This window comes from Burkholderia sp. COPS (assembly GCF_019425585.1).
Taxonomy (GTDB): domain Bacteria; phylum Pseudomonadota; class Gammaproteobacteria; order Burkholderiales; family Burkholderiaceae; genus Burkholderia; species Burkholderia cepacia.
On sequence record NZ_WIXR01000017.1, the window covers coordinates 70926 to 86372 of the forward strand.

Sequence of the window (15447 nt, forward strand, 5' to 3'; positions counted from 1 at the left end):
GCGCGTCACGTCGCCGGAAATCCCGAGCGCCCTTGCGTCAGGTCGAACAGCTCGGTTCTTGCCGCGGCTTCGGCGTTTTCCGGCAGCTTGATCGAGAGCTTCACCGTCATCCCGTACGCGCTGTCCACGAGCGTGTATCCGGCCTGTTCGATCCAGCGGCGCACGCGTGCCTCGTCCGGGTAGCCGATCTCGATCGCGAGCCGCGTGTAGCGGACACGTTCGACGCGCTCGGCGTCGAGCAGCGCCGATGCGATCGCATCCGTATAGGCCCGCACCAGTCCGCCCGCGCCGAGCTTCACGCCGCCGTAGTAGCGTACGACCGCGCCGAGCACGCCGTCGAGATCGTGATGGCGCAGCACTTCGAGGATCGGCCGGCCCGCGGTGCCCGACGGCTCGCCGTCGTCCGACATGCCCGATTGCCCACCCGCCAGCAACGCCCAGCATACGTGGGTGGCTGCAGGATGCTCGTCGCGCAGGCGCTGCAGCGCGTGCATCGCGGCGTCGCGATCGTCGACGGGGATCGCGAACCCGATGAAGCGGCTCTTGCGGATCTCGAGTTCGCGGATGCAGGTGGTGGCGAGCGAGTAACTCATGCGTCGCGAGATGAAAGGTGTAGGGAAATCAAGATGATGACGGCCGGCGATGCGTTGGATATCGACCCGCGCAGGCATCGGGCGGCGGCACGAGCGGGCGGGATGAAACAGGAATTTTACCGTGGCGCGCATCGACGCCTTTCGAAGCCGTCAAAACGCGATGCCGATGTGAATGCTCAGGTGCGGCCAAGCGCACCGGCTTGGCCACGGGACTCGACGTCCCGGATTCGAAGGCAGGTCCACCGGATCACGGTTGCCTTGACGTCTTGGCGCCGGCGTCGATCTGGAGCGCATACAGCTCGGCAACGTCGACCGCCCGACGGCTGCTGCGTTCGACCGATCCTTCTTTCGTCCACAGGAATGGATAGAAGCTGAAGCATTGATCCGTCGTCAGTCGCTGGACATCGGCCTGCCAGCCGGGCCAGCGCATGCTCGCGTAGAAGTCGCTCAACGTGTCGCCGAGCGACCATCGCACGAAGTCGCCGTACCCGATCCCGAGGGGCTCCCATTCCAGCGTGTCGGGTGCGAAGTAGTACACGGAGCCCGTGTCCTCCCCGAGTGCACCGCCGTTCAAGGCGAAGAATCCGCCGACGGCATCATCCGCGACCAACAGAAAGCCGGAGGAGCGTCCCTGATTCCAGCCGACGATGTCCCGGGGCAACGCGGGATGGCCCGAGCCGAGCAGACGAAGGTAGCCGCCGTCCACGAGCAGGCCGCCGGTCGAATAGGCGATGGCCCCCAGGAGCGATCGCGTGGTGACCTGAAGGGTGGACAGGATTTCGCCATTCCGGCCCGATGGCGGCAATATCTCGCAACGATCACGCGCTGCCGCCGACCACTCGATCAATGACGGCAGGGCGGATTCACGTTCGTTGACCAGTTCGTCCAGCGGACGCATGTGTCTTCTCTCCGGGTGGTTCGGTTCGGTATGGGTCGAGCCGGGACGATACGGCCTGCACCGGCTCGTGCGGCATCAACGCGCCCCGACCGACGAGCGCAGTGCCGCGCCGAGCGTGCGCAGTGCCTGCCGGGCGCGCGCATCGGTCAGGCTCGAGTGGAGCACCACGTCGCGCGTCGGCAATGGCGGCAGCCCGTATCGCGCACCGACGTCGACCGTGCCGGCGGGCGCCACGCGATGCCCGAGCGCCGCGACGGCCAGCCCCGCGGACACCGCCGCGCCGATCGTCGCGATGCCGCCGCCGACGAACACCTCCGTCCAGGCGACCCCGGCCTGGTCGAGCGCGCCGATCGCCATGCGGCGCACGCTGCAGGGCTCGGCTTGCGTGGCCAGCCGCAGCGGTTGCGGCGGATGGTACTCGAAATCCGTCGCGGCCATCCAGCCGAACGACTCCGACAGGATGGTTTCGCCGTCGAGCCGCCGGCTGTCGTGCTGCAGCGCGACGGCCGCGTCGAGCTGGCCGCGGTCGAATGCATCGAGCACGTCGCGCGACGCGGCGACGCGGATCTCCAGCACGAGCGTCGGCTCCGCTTCGCTCATGCGCCGCAGCAGCATCGGGAGATCGGCGCCGACGACATGGTGACTGACGCCGATCACCAGCCGCCGCCGGCCGGTGCCGAACGCGCCGACCGCACCGTGGTGGGCGGCCACCAGTTCGCGCGCCGGTTCCAGGAATGCGGTGCCGTCGGCCGACAGGCGAACCTGCCGCGGCGTGCGTTCCAGCAGGCGGCGGCCGAGGCCGCTTTCGAGCCGCTTGATCTTCAGGCTCACCGCGGACTGCGTCGTGTCCATCGCCTCGGCGGCCCGCGTGAAGCTCTTGAGGTCGGCGGTCAGCACGAACGCCTGCACGGCTTCGATGTCGAGCGTTTTCATCGCACACTCATTCATTGAGAAATCGAATCATTGAAATATTCTGCCATCGTATTTTCAAATGATTCAAGGTCTTCTACGCTGTTCTCGAGCCATTCGGAATCTCCGTTTCCCTTCAGGAGTCGATCATGCTGACCGCGTACTACGTGCACCGCCTGCCGGCGGATTACGACCTCGACATCATCCGCCATCGCGTGCGCGAGCGCGGCAAGCTCTGGGACGACACGCCGGACCTGGTGTTCAAGGGGTTCCTGCTGCGCGAGGCGGGCCGCTACGGTGCGACGGAAAACGGCTATGCGTCGTTCTATCTGTGGCGTAACGAGCAGGCGTTCGCCGGGTTCGTCACGGGCGGCCGGTACCGGGTCGTGACGGACAGCTTCGGCCGCGCGCCGATCGACGTGCAGGTCGCGCTCGATGCGCGCAAGGGCAGTGCGTCGACGGGGCGCTTCGTTCGTCTGGAAGCCGTCGATATTCCGGCGGATGCCGACCTCGAGGCGACGCTGGCGCGGGAGGTGGCGCGCAATCGCGAAGTGGCGGCGCGGCAGGGTGTGGTGGCGGCCGCGGTCAGCCTGGACTCGCTACGCTGGCGGCTCACGCGTGCCGTCGTCACCGAACACGAGCCGGACGACGGCGGCGCAGGCACGGTGTATCAGGTGCTGCATCTGGCGAGGCCGTTGCTCGATACGCTGGAAGGGAGCGGAGCATGACGACGGGCGTCGCGTCGCGATCGCGGGCCGGGCCGTCGGGTGCCGTGAGCGGCCCGGCATCCATGCGATTGCCGGCCGGCCTCGTGGTCGCCGCGCATCTGGCCGGGATCGCGGCGGGGATCGCCGCGATTGCCACGCTCGCGACGCTGCTGGCGCTACTGTTCCGGTGAGGATCGCCGGTGCGGACGGTGGAAGACGGAGGAGCCGGGCGCGACATGCACGGCTCCTCCGCTGGGTTGGCGCCGCTCAGTGCCCCTGCAACCGGATATCCCGCGACGACGCACCGACGTACACGGTGCCGCCCGGCACGAACCGCCAGCCGTTACGCGACGTATCCCACACGCTCTGCATGCGCGGCGATACGGTCACGCGTACACGCCGCGCCTCGCCCGGATTCAGCCGGATCTTCTCCCAGCCGACCAGCCGCTTCGGCGGTTCGTCCTTGTACGGCACGCCGAGATAGACCTGCGGGATCTCCGCACCGGCGACGCGCCCGTCGTTGCGTACCGTGAACGCGACGCTCAGCGACCCGTCCCACTGCTTCGAGACCGACAGCCCCGAATACGCGAAGTGCGTGTACGACAGCCCGTAGCCGAACTCGAACATCGGCTTGATGTTGCGCGCGTCATACCAGCGATAGCCCATGTTCAGCTTTTCCGCGTAGACCGGGTCGTTGTCGAACGTGCCGTTTTGCCCACAGGCCGGCGAATCCTGATCGCGCGCGGGGAAGGTGACGGGCAGTTTGCCGGACGGATTGACCGCGCCGAACAGCACGTTCGCGATCGCCTTGCCGCCGGCTTCGCCCGGATACCACGCCTCGACGATCGCCGACACGTTGTCCTTCCACGGCATCAGCACCGGATTGCCGCTCTGGACGACGACGATCGTATGCGGATTCGCGCGCGCGACGGCTTCGACGAGCGCGTCCTGATTCGACGGGTTCGCGAGGCTCAGGCTCTGCAGGTCGCCGAAATCCTCGCCGGCCGGCTGGGCCACCACGACGATCGCGACGTCCGAGCGGCCCGCGAGTGCCGCGGCCTGGTCGATTTCCTGCTGCGTATACGCACGGAACGGCGACTGCTGGTCGCTGTTGCCCGCATACGTGACCTGCGCGGCCGGCGCAAGCGCGCGGATGGCCGCGACGATCGGCACGTCGACCTTCAACCACGGATTGCGCCACCAGCTGCACCCGGTCGACGCGCCGAACGTCAGGCCGCCGCAACCCGCGAACGAACCCGACACTGGGTCGCGCGTGTTGCCCGAGCCGCCGCCGGACAGCACGGCCGCGTCCGCATGGCCGCCGATCACGGCAATGCGCGACAGCGCCGATGCCGCCAGCGGCAACTGATTGCCGTCGTTCTTCAGGAGCACGATCGACTGCTCGGAAGCGGCCTGCGCGAACCGGTTCGCGGCCGCGAAATCGATCGTGCCGCCGCCGGTGGCCGGATCGTCCATCACGCCGACGCGGATCATCACGGCGAGCTTGCGCCGCACCATGTCGTCGAGCCGTGCGGTCGACACCGAGCCGTTCGCGATCGCCTGCTTGACGGCCGTCGGCGTCAGGTACACGCTCGGCCCGACGTCCTCTTCCTCGTCGAGTCCGGCGTTGATCGCGGTGGCCGTGCTGTGCGTGGCGCCCCAGTCGGACTGCACCTGGCCCTGGAAGCCCCATTCGTTCTTCAGCACGTCGTTCAGCAGGTGAGTGTTTTCGCACGCGTATGTGCCGTTCAGCCGGTTGTAGCTGCACATCACGCTGCCGGGGCGACCGCGCTTCGCGGCGATCTCGAACGGCAGCAGGTAAAGCTCGCGCAGCGTGCGTTCGTCGATCTGCGTGTTGCCGCCCATCCGGCCGTGCTCCTGCTCGTTGCCCGCGTAGTGCTTGATCGTGGCGATGACCTTTTGCCGCTGCGTGGCGAGCGTGCGTTCGGCGAGCAGGTCGCCCGCGAGCAACGGATCTTCGCCGAGATACTCGAACAGCCTGCCACCGCGCGGCTCGCGCGCGAGATTGGTGCCGCCGCCGAGGCCCATGCCGAATCCTTGCGCGCGCAACTGGATCGCGACCTGCTTGCCGTAGTCGTACGACAGCCGGCGATCCCAGCTCGCGGCGACGGCGATCGTCGCGGGGAACGTCGTGCTGGCCTGCGACGTGCTGCCGGAGCCGGTCGCCGAGTCGACCATGTTGAGATCGGGAATGCCGAGCCGCGGCACGCCCTGGATATAGCCGGCGCCGCCACCCGGCACCTTGGACATTTCGTATTGCGAATGGATGAACTGTAGTTTCTCGTCGAGCGTCATCTTGCGCACGAGCAGGTCGGCGCGTCGTTGCGCGGCGGCCGACGCGAACGCATCGGTCGCATCGCCTTGCGCGTTGAAGTCGGCATCGCCTGCGTAGGCGGTGGTGCAGAGGGTCGCTGCCAGCACGACGGCCGGCCAGAGTGTGTCCCGCATGTTGCTCTCCTGATCGTATTGCCGATTGTTCGGATGATGTCTGGAGCTGCGCTCGTCCGGTGGATTCGCACCGGACGCATTCGGCTGGCGATGCAGGGTGGTTGCGCGTCGGCATGCCAGTCCGGGCGGGGAATCGTTACGGCCGGTTGGGCTCGACCGGTCAACGCGGGCGGCGACGCGCGGGCCGCCCGGCACTGCCGAATCGGATGTAGCGATTCTCTGCAGCGACTAATGGTATGAATGTAGTTTGACTACAGCATCGGTGTTTCTACCGATACGTACGATCTTTATCGGGCAGGGTCGCGCGGCGGGGTGGAAAAGCGGTCATCGTTCCCGACGGCGCGTGTGCGATCGGGTAAGAAGTACCCGGGGCAAGCGCGTGTGCGCCGGTTCGTTGCGTATGCATCGAACCGGGATTCGGTCATGTCACGCACTGTTCGTCGGGTATGCCGCTTCTATTCTGGAGTAGGGGCGCACGAACGATCGTGCACGGGTGTTCCCTTCGGATTCCCCCGTTTTCTTGACGTTTTTTCATCGAGATTGAATTGCGACGATACGGAGCGCGTGAATGACAGCAGAATTTCCGGCTACATATGTTGTGGGTAATGCAACGGGCCTGACCGCCCGACCGCTTCTGCAGGAACTGGTCGATCTCCCGATGAGCGTGAGGCGGTTCGGGGTGATGGGAGACGGCGTGACCGACGATACGGCGGCACTCCAGGTTGCGCTCGACGCCGGGATCCCGCTGTACTTTCCGCCGGGAACTTACCTGTACAGCAATACGCTGACTGCAACGGCGTCGATCATGGGAGCCGGGTGGGATTCGATCCTGCAGTGCACGACACCGCAAGGCGAAAATTCGGTGATTTACTGGCGCAACGCCAGTCGTTTCAAAATCCGGGATCTGCAATTCTTTTCGAAGAATTCGACCGCGTACTATCCGGACGAGAACGCGGGTTCACTCAACCTGCTGGATTGCAGCCAGTTCGAGATTTCGGGATGCAAGTTCAACAACTCGGCCGGCGGTGGCGCGATCATGCGCAGTTGCGTCAACGGCAAGGTGTTCGGCAATACCCTGCTCGACGTCTGGCATGACGGCATCCATGTCACGAAGGCCAGTTCCGACATCACCATCACGAACAATGAAGTGATCAACGGCGGTGATGACGCGTTTGCGGTGGTGGGCTATTTCAACGAGGGTGTCCGGCCCTGCCGCGTCACGATCGCAAACAACCGGGTTGTTGGAACCAAATACGCGCGGGGCATAGCGATTGTCGGGGCGCAAGAAATCACGGTGACCGATAACCAGATCTATAACCCGATGGCAGCCGGTATTTATGTCGCGTCGGAGTTGACGAGCGTCTACCAGTCTTACGGCAACGACAATGTGACGGTCGCCAACAACGTTCTGGATACGTGCGGCGTGCAATCCAATATCGGTGCAATCGTCAATTCGCCAAACGGGCCGCTCGGTTATGGGGCATTGGTCGTGACCGCGACGGCCGGATTCAATAACTCGAACATCACGATCGTCAACAACACGATCAAGAACGCTGCGGGAACGCCGATCGGACTGTGGCAGCCGGCCGGAAGCAACATCCACGTCAACATTTCGCAGAATACGATCACAAATGCGTGGGACCCGAACAACAAGAACGGTTTTCCGTTGACGACGATCGGTGCGACGTCCGCATCGACGACGCTGAACTTTGCCAATACCCCCGGCGTCGCTGTCGGCATGATGGCCTGGTATTTCGACGGGTCGACAAGCGTACCGATCGGCACGGTCGTATCGGCAGGCGTATCGACTGTGACGCTGAACCGCAGTGCGACCGTGCCGAGTGGAGGGACCGTGATCTTTTCCGGTGTCGGCCTGTTCGGTGCGACGATTCGGACCACCGCGGCGGCCCTGAACGGTGCGACATCGTTGACGTTCGCCACGACGACAGGTGTCGCCTGCAACGACAACTACGGTTTCGGGTCGCCCGGAAACGAAACGACAGGTGTGTCGATCGGGCAGGGTGTCAGCGGGGCCAACATCGCGGCCGGAACCTTCGTGACCGGCGTGACGGCGAATTCCGTCACGCTGAGCAAGGCGACGACCGGCACCGTGGCGAGCGGTGCTTCCATCGTCTTTACCCCGATGGTCTGCATGACGACTCAGACGATCAAGACCTCGGCCGCGGCGGCGGCTGGAACCAACACGCTGACGTTTACGCCGTACCCGTCGGCACGCGGCTGTGCCGTGGGGCAAGGTGTATCCGGAACGAATATCCCGGTCGGCACTTACGTGACGTCGGTTTCCGGTAACGGAAATGGCCCGACCGTGACACTGTCCAGCAATTTCACGGGTAGCGGAATCGCCAGTGGCGCGTCAATCACGTTCACCGGAACCGGCGGACTCAGCGCCGTTTCCGGAATCACGCTGTACAACACGCGAGGGTGCATCGTCTCGAAGAACCAATTGTCCGGCATCTCGAAGGACGGAATCTACGTGGATGGATCGTGCGCGTCGTTCACGGAGATCAGCGGCAATACTGGCGAGAATATCGGCTGCTGCAACGGCTTTGCCCGCCTCATCACGGTCGGGGCGCTCGCGGCCGGGGCGTCGCTCAAGTTGCGGGGAAACTATATGGCCCAGCCGGTCAATTATCCCCGTGCAATCGACGCGCTGATCTCGTCGAACTCGTGGGCCTACACGTCGTGGAGCGAAGACAACATCGCGCAAAACGGTTTTGTCGGTTTCGGCGTGCAGTTGATACCGGTTCCGCAGGTGGTGGGTGCGTCACCGTGGACGTTCGCGAACAGTTACCCGAGCGCGGTCAGCCTGTCGGTCACCGGCGGCACCGTGTCGTCGATCGGCGTGTCCCGAAACGGGCAAGCGTCCTATGCGTGCGGATTGACGAACGGGTTGATCGATCTCAAGCCTGGCGATGCGATGACGGTCACCTTTAGCGTGGCGCCGAGCGTCACGATGATTCCGAGACTGGGGCAGTAACGCGCGTCTTCGCGTCGAAATCCGGGCGGGGACGGCAAGCCGGGATCATGCCGATCCGACGGGTCGGTGGGACGGCTTCAGGACGCGCCTGAGACAGCTTTGAGAGGTTCGAAACAAATGCGCCGCTCGGTGGGCCGCATTCAACGTTTTCGTCAACCTTCATCAAGCGTATTCATCAACCGCATGTCGAGGATCGATATGGCATTCCAGCTTCAGGATCGTGTTCAGGAAACGACGACGACCACCGGTACGGGGGCGCTCTCTCTGGCGGGTGCAATGACCGGATTCCGTTCGTTTTCGTCTGTTTGTGCAAATGCCGATACCTTCTATTACGGGTTGCAGGCCGTGACCGGTGCCGGTGCACCGAGTGGCAACTGGGAGATCGGAATCGGCACATACAACGCGAGCGGAAACACGCTGTCGCGTACCACCGTGCTGGCCTCGAGCAACGGCGGGATCGCCGTGAATCTTGCAGCAGGTACCACGCAGGTATGGATTGCTCAGCCGGCGGCACTGCCTGCCAATTTGCCGGTCAGCGCCAAATACTTTGGCGCGAAGGGAAATACGAGGATCGTCAACGATGGTGTGACGACGTCAGGGTCGACGGCGATTTCGTCGGCATCGGCCGCGTTCACGGTGTCGGACGTCGGCAAGCGTATCGATATTGCGACGACCAATGCAAGTGGCGTCGCGACGCTTGTGGTCTCCACGACGATTGCGGCATTCGTCAGCGCAACACAAGTGACGCTCGCGAAAGCAGCCGGTGCTTCCGCCACGGCGGCGAATGTGGTCTACGGCAGCGACGACGGCCCGGCCCTGACGGCTTGGTTGAACTACCTGATGACCATCTGGCCGGTCAAAGGCGATCTTCCGGCCGGGGTCTACTATTCGGGTACCGCGCTGCCCGCGATCACGAAGCCGATCGCCCTGTTCGGGCATTCGGCGCGTACCTCGATCATCCAGTTTGGCGCCGGGGTCACCGGTCAATGCCTGACAGTACTGAACGCGGGTTTCAATAACGAAGCAACGGACCTCCCGCAAACAGGCAACGTATCCTGGACATCCAACACGGCCGTCCTGGCCGGTTGCGTGCTGCGTGACTTTACCCTTCAGGGCAATCGCGCGTGCACGTCGCTTCAACATGGATTGGTATTGCAAGGCAACGTGGACTGGCTCGACGTCGCGCACGTGAACTGCCTGTATTTCAGGGGCGGCGGTGTGCTGTGGATGGATACCGGAAGCGGATCGACGCAAGCGCGCGCCAACGTACGCGAAGTCAATCTGGATACGATGAAGATCAGGCATTGCGGCGACGTGTCGACGAACACGCCCAGCCTTGGCATCTATCTTGACGACAGTCCGGCCGCCGCCGGATCCGATTCGTCGAACCTGTTCAACCTGAACAATATCGACATCATCTTCAGTTACGGCACGGCGCTCGCCGTGCAGGACCGGCACACGTCGAATACCGGCTTTCCGCTGTACGGCATCCAGGCGCGCAACATCGTGCTGCATGATCGCATGACGACGATGGGCCTGAGCGGAGGGCGCATGTTCAGCGTCATCGGACAGGTTACCAACTGCCTGTTCGACATCAACTTCCCGTTGAGTGCGCGCAACGACTATGCGGCCGAGATTCTGCCGAACCCGAATTTCAATGTTTATCCGACCGACAACGAATTCACCTTTGCATTCCCGAAGACGGTCAAGGGCGTGATCGTCGGGAACGTCGGCTATAACACGATCAGGTTCAGGAATTACTTCGGATGTGCTGAAGCGGTCTATATCGCCACCGAGAGCCCATACAATCTGAGAATCGATTGCGAGACCGACAGCGTGTTCCAGCAGATCACCACGGCCCTGATGCTGACCGGTACGGGTGCCGTGCCGATTCCGGGCTGGTCGTTCGGCACGACGCCGAACCTGTCGATCTTCATGCCGGTGAATGCCGTCAACGGGACCGGCGACACGACACTGGCGACGATCTTCGGGATCACCGGCACCATTACGCGTTCCGGAAGCGTGACGGCAGGAACGGACAGTTATACGTTTACGCCGTCTTCATCCAATACCTCGTATATCCCGGCCGGCGAATACTTCTCGAAGATCTGCGTCGACGCTTCGCAAGGCAACGGTGTCGCCGGTCGCTACAAATATATTCCTGAAGACCGCTACGGGCGCGCAGTCAATAGCGCATGGGCAAGCGGGCGCCTTCTGCAAATGTGGCCCTGGCAGTTTCACATCGAGAATGCAACCGGGCTCGTTCGGTACAGCTATGGTGTGCCGACGGCCGACAGCGCCGGCAATGCGATGGCGGTCTGGGCCAATGGCTTCGTCGGCACTAGTTCGACGCCGAGTGTGACCGGAATCAGCAAGCTGACGGCGAACTATGCGCTGCCGACGACGCTGACGAACCTTGTCGGCGGGATTGACGGTCAGTCGATCAAGATCGTTGCGACCAACGGGAACTGCACGATTGCGAACAACGCGAACATCCAGACGGCAACCGGGGCCAACGTCGTCATGGCGACCGGTCAGGTTCTGACCTTGACTTTCGACGCAACCCTGAACAAATGGTGTAGCGGCTGACAAGACCGTCATGGAGACTTCGTGACTCGGCCTTCCACGCCAACGCGCACCGATCGGTGCGCTTTTTTTTGCAACGACGGATCCGGCGACCGCGCTTGCGGTAGCCGGGCGACGGTTTCCGGTGGTGGGGTCAGCGTAGCGGGGCGTGAGCGTCTGGGGCGATCGGATGCTTGTATGAAGATTGGCTTTTGGTGAGGTTGCTCACATACACGCGGTGCCGGACAGTGTTCAATCAGGTATCAGCGCGTGAGCACCCCGGCCGGAGCACGACCGGCCAGGCGGTGTCGGCGCGTGGTGCGCGGGGTCGTATCGGGCGACGATTGACGCTGCGATGCAGGTGGCATGGGGTGCGCCGGCTGACCGGCTGCAGACGAGCGCGACAGGGTATCGCTCATGACGACCTGTACGGATCGACGTGCAATGCAAGGGCCGCGCGGCTATGCAACGCGAGTCGTGCCGGCAAGCGTAATGCGGCAATCCGTCATGTCGGCGGGTTCCAGCACAGTTTGGAAAGACGCGATGTCAACTACTACACAAACCAGATCGAGGATCGGTTCACCGCGACTGCTCGCGGCGGCGGTGACCGTGTGTGCGCTGAGCGCATGTGCATTTGCGCCCGGCATGACGTACCGCGCGCCGGCCGAACGCGACGCGAATGCACGCGTGGGCGTCGCCGCGTCGGGTGCGGGCGGCCTCGACGGCGTACAGAACGTGTCGAGCGCGGACCTGATCGAAATCACGCCGGCATTCGTCGAGCAGCAGCACGCCACACGTTCCGCCAGCGTCGACGCGGAAGTCCGGCACCTGTTCGGCACGCCGAGGGCGTACGTCATCGGTCCCGGCGACGTGCTGAACATCGTCGTATGGGATCACCCCGAACTGAACCTGCCGACGGCCCAGGCGACGAATGGCGACAACATCGGTACCAACTCGGTCGCGGCGGGCTACACGGTCGACGCGAGCGGTAACGTGCAATTCGCGTATGCCGGCCTCGTGCACGTCGCCGGGATGACCGAAGCGGAGGCGCGCACGGCACTGACCAGACGACTCGGCGAATATGTGCGCAAGCCGCAGATTGCACTGCGCATCCAGGCATATCGCAGCAAGCGCGTGTATCTCGACGGCGAAGTTCGTACGCCCGGGTTGCAGATCGTCAACGACATGCCGATGACGCTGCCCGAGGCGATCGATCGCGCGGGCGGATTCACGACCGCGGCCGATCGGTCGCAAGTCGCGGTGACACGCAGCGGCAAGACGGTAAATGTGAGCCTGCCGGCGATGATTGCGGCCGGTGTGAATCCGTCGAACATCCTGCTGCGCGACGGCGACCTGGTGCGCGTGCGTGCGACGAGCGAAGCGAAGGTGTTCGTGCTTGGCGAGGTGTCGCGCCCGGCGACGCTGACATTGACCGACGGGCGAATGAGCCTGGGCGAAGCGCTCGGCGACACGGGCGGCGTGAGCCAATACACGTCCGACGCGCGGCAGATTTACGTGGTGCGCCGCGGGCCCGACAACCGGCCGCTGGTCTATCACCTGGACGGGAGTGCGCCGGCATCCTACGCGCTCGCCGACCAGTTCGCGCTCGAGCGTCGCGATGTCGTATTCGTCGACGCGTCATCGCTGGTGCGCTGGAGCCGTGTCGTGAACCTGCTGATTCCGTCTGCGGCGCAGGGAGCGCTGACCGCTCGCGCCGTTACGCCGTGAAGCGCGTTTCGGATGCCGCCGTCGCGATGTTCCGGCCCGCTTCGAGCGCAGTGCGGCGGAACGTATTGAAAATGTAATGTGACGTACGCAATACGTCAGAAATGGATGGTCTACTACCCGTAGACATTCGAGCGGGGCCGTCTGCCCGACGCATCGAGGTCATCCGGCGTGAAAAATGGCGATATGACGGAATGCGAATGAAGGACATTCTCGGAAGCAGTCTCAACGACGAAGCGCAGGCGGATCGGGGTGGTCCGCGGCGAACGCTCGCACGTCAGGCGTGCGCGTCCCTTCGTTCAGGCGAGTAGCGATCGACCACTTGCCCCATGGCCTGCGGCAAGCACGCATTGAAATCCGGCCTGTCAGACACTTAAAACAAGGACCAAACCATGACACCCATCCAGTTCGATGGATGCGTCGGCTGGCTTCACGAGGGTAATCGATCCCATGGCATCGTGATTTGCGAACCGCTCGGCCACGAGGCGCTCTGGCTTCATAAACTGGTACGCTCACTCGCCGAGCATCTCGCGGATCGTGGCTTTCCGGTGCTGCGTTTTCACTATCCTGCAAGCGGTGATTCGCTCGGCGACGAACAGGACTCGGATCGCTTCGAGCGGATGCTCGAGGGCATCCGGCAGTCCGTTCTCACGCTGCACGAGCGCGTAGCGCCAGACAGCCTGACGCTCGTCGGCATACGCGCCGGCGCGGCGTTGGCGCTCCTCGCAGCCGAGGGTATGCCGCGGCTCACGCGTTTCGTCGCAATTGCGCCGGTCGTTCGCGGCCGCGGCTACGTACGCGAGCTTTCCCTCGTTGCACAACGTTGGCTCGATAACGTGCCGCCGACCGTACGGGATGCGGTGCGCGACGAACGGCCGTTCAATGTACTCGGTCACGCCTATCCCGACGATCTCGTCGATGCACTCCGGCGCATCGACCTGTGCCATGCTGCGGCGAACATGCGCACGTTGCCGGCACGCGCGTTGCTCGTCGATGCGCCGTATGGCGACAGTGCCGCATTGTCGGACGCGCTGCAGGCGCGCGGTGTCGCGGCGAGCGTTCATACGTGTCAGGATTGGTCGGTCGCGATGCGCGAACCGCTCTGGTCGAGGTTGCCCGATGCGCTCCCCGATACGATCGCGAACTGGATCGAGGACGGTGCGGATACGGTCGCACGCGTCCCCCGTGCGCCACGCCCGGTATCCGACGTCGTACTGGCGGGTAAGGGCAGCATCGAACACTTGATACGTGTCGGCCCGCAACAACTGGTCGGCGTGTTGAGCGAACCGGCCGGCGACAGGCTATGCATCGGTGCGCCCACACTGCTGATCGCCAATACGGCCGCCAATCCGCGCATCGCCGACGGACGGCTTGCCGTTCGGCTGGCGCGGTCGCTCGCGGCGCTGGGCATCCGCAGCCTGCGGTTCGATTCGAGCGGCATCGGCGACAGCAGTGAGCGTGCGCGTGACGACCAGACGGACATTCCGTACTCGGACCAGGCGGTTGGCGACATGGTTGCCGCCGCGCGCTGGCTGAAAGAAGCGGGACACCACAAGATCGTTGCGTTCGGGATCTGCTCCGGGGCGTACGCATCGCTTCACGCGGCCGCGCGGGCGCCCCTGGCCGGCGTGATCGCGGTCAATCTCCCGGTTTTCATCTGGCCGCGTGGGCAGACGCTCACGAATGCCGTCAATAACCAGACCAATTCGATGCGTGGCTATGCCGCATCGTTGCGCAATCTCGACAAGTGGCGCCGCCTGCTGGCCGAGGGGCGCGACCTGCGTCCCGTATTGCGCGCGCTTGTCCGCTTCGTTTCGGATGTCATGACCGTACCGGTCAGGCGCTTCATGGAGCGTGTTGGCCGGGGGGGCGGCAAGGACACGCCCCGTGGCTTGCTGCGTGACATGTCTGCGCGCGGCATCCAGACGCATCTGATCTACGGTACGTTCGACGCGGGTGTCGACGTCGTAGTCCGGAATTTCGGCTCGGCGTCCAGCGGTGCGTTCGCGCACTTGCCGAATGTATCGGTCGACACTCAGGATGCGCTCGATCACTCGCTGCGCGGCACGGCTGCCGCGCAATACGTGATCGATCGATGCACTGCGTTGCTGACCGACTGGCATGCGCCGGCAGTGTCCGCCGTCAGCGCCGGAGCCGTCGCGAAACCGAAAGCGGAAACGAAGACGGAACGCGCGATCCAATAGCACGTCGGCGTGCGCCGAACCGACGCAAACACGGTGGAGTCGGCCATTTGCGGAGGGCTGAACGTCTGGCAGAGGGGCGGCGCCCGGGACGTAACACGCCCCGATGCGTCGGGACGCCCGTTTGAAACCGCCCGTAAGTAATCGTGCGAACAGATCCCGGACTTCCGAAACACTATCGTGGCGGTATCCATTTCTCCTGTCGTCGCGCCTGTGAGGGGGGCGGCGCCACGAGGCCGTTCAGGAATACCGATGCAACGAAATCGCCACGAATGCCGAAACACGAGCACATGCTGCGGTCTGCAGGCCGAGCATGCAGGAGGGCCTGGTACGGGCTCGCGGAAAGGGCGAACCGCGCCGCCTCCCGCGTACGCGGGCCGTG

The 15447-nt window shown here is 64.1% G+C and carries 10 protein-coding genes; 6 read left to right on the forward strand and 4 right to left on the reverse strand.

Annotated features, from left to right (window positions below; translation table 11 throughout):
* Positions 1–5 precede the first annotated feature (5 nt).
* The 3 genes from FOZ70_RS16820 to FOZ70_RS16830 all read right to left on the reverse strand — a co-directional run bounded on the left by FOZ70_RS16820 (position 6) and on the right by FOZ70_RS16830 (position 2424).
* The gene (locus tag FOZ70_RS16820; protein WP_021159484.1) at positions 6–593 is read right to left on the reverse strand and encodes a YigZ family protein; all 588 of its coding nucleotides are present in this window, start codon (positions 591–593) and stop codon (positions 6–8) included.
* 247 nt (positions 594–840) lie between these two features.
* Positions 841–1491, reverse strand: a complete 651-nt coding sequence (locus tag FOZ70_RS16825; RefSeq protein WP_219706290.1) for a DUF2625 domain-containing protein — start codon at positions 1489–1491, stop codon at positions 841–843.
* A 75-nt stretch (positions 1492–1566) separates the two neighbouring features.
* Positions 1567–2424 (reverse strand): LysR family transcriptional regulator, encoded by an 858-nt coding sequence (locus tag FOZ70_RS16830; protein WP_021159482.1) that lies wholly within the window; start codon positions 2422–2424, stop codon positions 1567–1569.
* A gap of 125 nt (positions 2425–2549) precedes the next feature.
* Here FOZ70_RS16830 and FOZ70_RS16835 point away from each other — a divergent pair, with 125 nt between their 5' ends.
* Positions 2550–3128 (forward strand): DUF4865 family protein, encoded by a 579-nt coding sequence (locus tag FOZ70_RS16835; protein WP_059623195.1) that lies wholly within the window; start codon positions 2550–2552, stop codon positions 3126–3128.
* The gene (locus FOZ70_RS16840) at positions 3125–3298 is read left to right on the forward strand and encodes a hypothetical protein (protein ID WP_219706291.1); all 174 of its coding nucleotides are present in this window, start codon (positions 3125–3127) and stop codon (positions 3296–3298) included. The genes FOZ70_RS16835 and FOZ70_RS16840 overlap by 4 nt, the downstream gene beginning before the upstream one ends.
* 76 nt (positions 3299–3374) lie before the next feature.
* Here the strand turns inward: FOZ70_RS16840 and FOZ70_RS16845 are convergent, their stop codons facing one another.
* Positions 3375–5576, reverse strand: coding sequence for a glycoside hydrolase family 3 C-terminal domain-containing protein (locus tag FOZ70_RS16845; protein WP_219706292.1), 2202 nt, complete (start codon positions 5574–5576; stop codon positions 3375–3377).
* Between the two features lie 568 nt (positions 5577–6144).
* On the opposite strand from FOZ70_RS16845, the gene FOZ70_RS16850 reads away from it, so the two are divergent.
* The 4 genes from FOZ70_RS16850 to FOZ70_RS16865 all read left to right on the forward strand — a co-directional run bounded on the left by FOZ70_RS16850 (position 6145) and on the right by FOZ70_RS16865 (position 15068).
* Entirely contained in the window at positions 6145–8574 is a 2430-nt protein-coding gene (locus tag FOZ70_RS16850; protein WP_219706293.1) for a right-handed parallel beta-helix repeat-containing protein, read from the forward strand.
* 117 nt (positions 8575–8691) lie between these two features.
* Positions 8692–11163, forward strand: a complete 2472-nt coding sequence (locus FOZ70_RS16855; RefSeq protein WP_258025644.1) for a hypothetical protein — start codon at positions 8692–8694, stop codon at positions 11161–11163.
* Between the two features lie 519 nt (positions 11164–11682).
* The gene (locus tag FOZ70_RS16860; RefSeq protein WP_219706294.1) at positions 11683–12867 is read left to right on the forward strand and encodes a polysaccharide biosynthesis/export family protein; all 1185 of its coding nucleotides are present in this window, start codon (positions 11683–11685) and stop codon (positions 12865–12867) included.
* A gap of 389 nt (positions 12868–13256) precedes the next feature.
* Positions 13257–15068 carry an alpha/beta hydrolase gene (locus FOZ70_RS16865; RefSeq protein ID WP_042975040.1) on the forward strand — a complete coding sequence of 604 codons (1812 nt, stop codon included), beginning with the start codon at positions 13257–13259 and terminating at the stop codon, positions 15066–15068.
* Positions 15069–15447 lie beyond the last annotated feature (379 nt).

Bases quoted from the DNA above. Each gene is read 5' to 3' on its own strand.
- FOZ70_RS16820 (WP_021159484.1), bottom strand. From the start codon at position 593: ATGAGTTACTCGCTCGCCACCACCTGCATCCGCGAACTCGAGATCCGC.
- FOZ70_RS16825 (WP_219706290.1), bottom strand. From the start codon at position 1,491: ATGCGTCCGCTGGACGAACTGGTCAACGAACGTGAATCCGCCCTGCCG.
- FOZ70_RS16840 (WP_219706291.1), top strand. From the start codon at position 3,125: ATGACGACGGGCGTCGCGTCGCGATCGCGGGCCGGGCCGTCGGGTGCC.
- FOZ70_RS16865 (WP_042975040.1), top strand. From the start codon at position 13,257: ATGACACCCATCCAGTTCGATGGATGCGTCGGCTGGCTTCACGAGGGT.
- FOZ70_RS16860 (WP_219706294.1), top strand. From the start codon at position 11,683: ATGTCAACTACTACACAAACCAGATCGAGGATCGGTTCACCGCGACTG.
- FOZ70_RS16855 (WP_258025644.1), top strand. From the start codon at position 8,692: ATGCGCCGCTCGGTGGGCCGCATTCAACGTTTTCGTCAACCTTCATCA.
- FOZ70_RS16850 (WP_219706293.1), top strand. From the start codon at position 6,145: ATGACAGCAGAATTTCCGGCTACATATGTTGTGGGTAATGCAACGGGC.
- FOZ70_RS16835 (WP_059623195.1), top strand. From the start codon at position 2,550: ATGCTGACCGCGTACTACGTGCACCGCCTGCCGGCGGATTACGACCTC.
- FOZ70_RS16830 (WP_021159482.1), bottom strand. From the start codon at position 2,424: ATGAAAACGCTCGACATCGAAGCCGTGCAGGCGTTCGTGCTGACCGCC.
- FOZ70_RS16845 (WP_219706292.1), bottom strand. From the start codon at position 5,576: ATGCGGGACACACTCTGGCCGGCCGTCGTGCTGGCAGCGACCCTCTGC.